Annotated in this window: 3 protein-coding genes; 1 reads left to right on the top strand and 2 read right to left on the bottom strand. The window is 39.4% G+C overall.

Annotated features, from left to right (window positions below):
• A partial coding sequence (locus B2Y23_RS08105) for a restriction endonuclease subunit S (RefSeq protein ID WP_291370111.1) occupies window positions 1–845 on the bottom strand: 845 nt, incomplete at its 3' end.
• Window positions 845–3172: a type I restriction-modification system subunit M gene (locus tag B2Y23_RS08100; RefSeq protein ID WP_291370109.1), complete on the bottom strand. Its 2328-nt coding sequence runs from the start codon at window positions 3170–3172 to the stop codon at window positions 845–847. The genes B2Y23_RS08100 and B2Y23_RS08105, both read right to left, overlap by 1 nt.
• 129 nt (window positions 3173–3301) lie before the next feature.
• Here B2Y23_RS08100 and B2Y23_RS08095 point away from each other — a divergent pair, with 129 nt between their 5' ends.
• Complete coding sequence (locus B2Y23_RS08095) at window positions 3302–4360, top strand: competence protein CoiA (RefSeq protein WP_291370107.1); 1059 nt, start codon at window positions 3302–3304, stop codon at window positions 4358–4360.
• Window positions 4361–4429 lie beyond the last annotated feature (69 nt).

The raw sequence follows: 4429 nt of genomic DNA, 5'->3' as shown, positions 1-4429 counted from the left end.
ATTTTAAGATCTCCAGAAAAATCCCCAGGAGTAAACCAATTAATTTCAGGCACTTCAGCAAATGAACTTTGATTTTTAGGTGTTCCTCCTGTCCCAACATATTTAGTTAAATATTTAATAGGTAAAACGTTCCAATGCTCAGGCACTTGCCCCAACCATTCCACCCCTGAATCCTTCATGTTTACATCAGGATTTAAACCTTTAGTTACGGCATGGCTAATCACCGCTTGACGCTTTTCTTTAAGCAGTTCAATCAGCTTTTCTTGTTTGGCAATTAAAGAGTCAATTTGTGCGGTTTCATGGTCGAGGAAATTAATAATATTTTGAATATCTTCAATAGATTTGGGTAAAGCAACTTTAATATCACCAACAGTATCAGTATTTAGATTTAATTGAGTTCCCATTTTACCAAGCCCTTTATAAGCTTGTTCTCCTGCAAACACATAAAACAAAAACTTATTAGGAATTTTTAAATCAGGGAAATAAACAAAACCATCGTGAATACATGCCTTAATTTTATTAATACATGGCTTTCCAACTGTACCAGCGATACTTAAAAATAATTCATTCGGCTCTAACTTTACGCTTAAAGAACTACCTAAATCAGACATCGTTTGAGTAGTATTTAAAAGGTAAGTATCTGAAGCTGAAACATCAGCAATTCTGACCCATGCATACTCCCCATTATCATCAAAATATTTAGGATCATCAATTGGTCTTGGACTAGCTCCACGTTTCACTGAACTAAGGTGCTTAATCTTGATAATTTCCCAATTTTTAGGAACTTGCTCCAACCACTCAACACCTGAATCTTGATATTCAGCATATTTCTGATATTTCGCCATTAAGAATGCACCTCTTGAAGCAATGCCATAATTTCACGGCTGACCGCATCTAAATCCGCATCAATCTCACTTAAATCACGTGGCGGTTCATACACATAAAAATGACGGTTAAACGGAATCTCATAACCCACAATACCAATTTCACCATCTTGCGCATCACGCTTATCGGCATTAATCCACGCATCAGGCACATGCGGTTGAACTTCACGCTTAAAGTAAGACTCGATTAAATCTATCGTGCTTTGGCTTGGGTCAAGGGCAATGTTCTCCGCATCACGCAAATCACCATCCTGCACAAACTCAACCACTTTGCCTTTATAACTAAACTGACCATAAAGCGGATTTTCAGCACCTTTCACCACTTTATTGATCACTGGCTCAGCATCCGCATTCTTCCATGTGATCGCATCCAGGAATTGCTTCTTCTCTTTAGTTTCCAGTTTCACATTGGTATCTTTTAAAGCTTGCTTGAGTACATCATCAAAGACATTAAAATCATCAACCTGCGCCGTACCCATCTTCGCTTGTAAACATTTCGCTTTGTTTAATAAGTTACGCTGTTCCAACCACAGTTTTGGCTCAAGCACCGTCTTAATGTCTTTTTCTTTCAGCTCGCTAAATTCAGCTTTAATCAGCGCACGGATTTCCACCTCAAACTCGTCAAGCTGACCGTAAGTGTCTTCTGTCCACGTTGTAGCGTATTGCTCATAGACCTTTTGCATCACGGCATTAAACGGCTTCGGTGCAAAACGTAACGATGCTACGGCAGCATCACTCACCTGAGCAGATAAGCGCAATGGACGTTCAATAGTCACACGGCGGTAACCAAACTCGTAACTGTTAAAGATTTTACTAGAAAAGGTTTTAGCAGCTTCATTTTTAGGATTAGCCGATTGACGACCACGATTAGATTTAACCTCTGCGGGTTTATCCAGTTCACGTGCATCCGTCACTTCAAAGTCACCATAACTGCGGGTAATCATTGCGATATCATCTTCGCTCATTTCATTACGTTTAGAGCCAAGAGACTTACGCATTTTGCTGTACAGGTTACTACCATCAATCAGCTGTACTTTGCCCTTACGTTGAGTCTCTTTTTTATTGCTGAGTACCCAAACATAAGTCGCAATACCGGTGTTATAGAACATATCGGTGGGTAGCGCGATAATGGCTTCCAACAAATCGGCTTCTAAAATATAACGGCGAATTTCACTTTCACCACTGCCCGCACTGCCTGTAAACAATGGCGAACCATTCAAGATAATACCAATACGACTGCCTTGCGCCGTGCTGTCGTCTTTATTGCGCATCTTGCTGATCAGATGCATCAGGAACAGCAAAGAACCATCCGATACACGTGGCAAGCCTGCACCAAAACGCCCGTCAAAGCCTTTTTGCTCATGCTCGTCTTTGATGTCCGATTCGATCTTTTTCCAGTCCACCCCAAAAGGCGGATTCGATAGCATGTAGTCAAACTTCTCATAGGCCAACTGGTCATTGGACAGCGTATTACCCAGTTTGATGTTACGCACGTCCTGACCTTTAATTAGCATGTCTGCTTTACAGATCGCATAAGACTCTGGGTTTAACTCCTGACCAAAAACCCGCATCACCGCATCAGGATTATGCTCATACACATATTCTGAACCTGAGGATAAAAATCCACCCGTACCTGCCGTCGGGTCATAAATCGTGCGGATGATACCGTCACCATTCAGTACGTCATCATCCTTGCTGAATACCAGACCTGTGGTTAAGCGAACGATATCACGCGGGGTAAAGTGTTCCCCTGCGGTTTCATTTGAACCTTCGGCAAAACGGCGGATCAGTTCTTCAAACACCAAGCCCATTTCATGGTTAGATATATTTTTTGGACTGAGATCAATTTTAGGGTCTGAAAAATATTGAACGACTTTATAAAGCAAGTTGGCATCATCTAAGAGACCAATAAATTCATCGAACTTGAAGTGTTCAAAGATTTCACGTGCATCTTTGGAGAAGTTTTGAATATAAGTATTGAGGTTTGAACGGATGTCTTTTTGACCCAGGCTGCCTAAATCCAGCTCAGAGGTATTGAAAAATGCCAGGCCATTGGTTGCCTTTAGCAGCATTTTTTCTTTGGCTTCTTCTGGCAGCGGCATGAGTTTCACTTTTTCATTAGCTGCCAATACATCTGCCTTACTGGCTTCAAGTACACACTCTAAACGGCGCAAAAGCGTAAATGGGAGAATGACACGACCATATTGAGATTGTTTGAAGTCACCACGCAGTAAATCTGCCACCGACCAAATGAAAGCTGCTACTTGTGAAAAGTTATTATTTGTCATTAAAAAATACCGCTAGCCCTAAGTAGCCCTAAGGCTATAAAACTTGAAATTTATAGTTTCATTGTGCCTGATTTACAAAGGATTTTACTAGCCTTAAAATGGGGCAAAAGATGATTATTTAGTATAACAATGGGCTTTCTCAGTATTATTGAAAATAAAGAAATCTACAGTTTCACGCTGAATGATGAACAATGGATGAGACTGAAAGATAAATATAAAAACCTCAGCATGTTTATGCCATGTTGCCAGACACCCGCAATTCCCAAGAAAAATAAACTCGGAACACAATTTTTTGCACATCATCCATCCAGCAGTTGTGATTTTAGCTCGGGTGAAAGTCGCGAACATCAACTCTGTAAATATCTCATCTTAAAATATCTTCACGAAAATGGCTGGACTGTGATTCCTGAATATCGTGGGCAAACGCCAAATGGTGAAATCTGGATCGCTGATATTTATGCTAAGAAAAATAAAGCCAAAATAGCCATAGAAATTCAGTGGTCTGCTCAAAGCATTGAGGAGACAAAACGCCGTCAGGAAAAATATATTGCTTCAGGAATTCGAGCAGTTTGGTTTATGCGAACAACCCAGAAAAACAAATGGGATGTCTTAGACTACCAGAGTTATGAACTTCCTGTTTTTTCGATTTGGCTGAATAAAGAAACTTATCAACTGACTGCAAGTGGAGCATTTGAAAATTGGGATTCAAGTGATTTAGTCGAAGTTGAGTTTATTCATTTCTTTAAGGAACTCATGACGGGCACAGTACAATATTCTGTAAAGCATAATTCGAGCAGATTTATACAATTGGCGATGAATACCATTCAATGCTGGAAATGCAAACAATCCACTAACACCATCATGGAAATTAATTATTTCATTCCTCATGGCGAAAAACTGACAAAAATATACCGCTTGGATATTGAAGAGCTATCTCAACCGCATAGTGAAGTTTTAAACAGTCCTGAATTCCTGCAAAAATATCAGTACGGTTTTATTATTAAACGATTTAGTAAAACCCGTGGAGAAGCATATTTATCTAACGGCTGTTTTCATTGCGATGCACTTCAAGGTGCATTTTTTGCTCATCACGAACGGGATTCTAAAAATATGATTTATAGTGATCCAATAGAGGTCAAAATGGATCATAAAACAAAAATTGATGGGCTTTGGTATTATTTGAAATAATTACCCATCAATAAAAAATTTAAGCTATAGATATAAACTCATTCGCAAAAGTAAAGAGTTTCCTCATTT

Origin of the sequence: Acinetobacter sp. UBA5934, from assembly GCF_002430855.1 — a bacterium.
GTDB lineage: Bacteria > Pseudomonadota > Gammaproteobacteria > Pseudomonadales > Moraxellaceae > Acinetobacter.
Note: the sequence above shows the minus strand (reverse complement) of the source record. Positions and strands in the feature narration are given on the sequence as shown.

Excerpts from the sequence above, each read along its gene's own strand:
- B2Y23_RS08100 (WP_291370109.1), bottom strand. The coding sequence starts at position 3,172 with ATGACAAATAATAACTTTTCACAAGTAGCAGCTTTCATTTGGTCGGTG.
- B2Y23_RS08095 (WP_291370107.1), top strand. The coding sequence starts at position 3,302 with ATGGGCTTTCTCAGTATTATTGAAAATAAAGAAATCTACAGTTTCACG.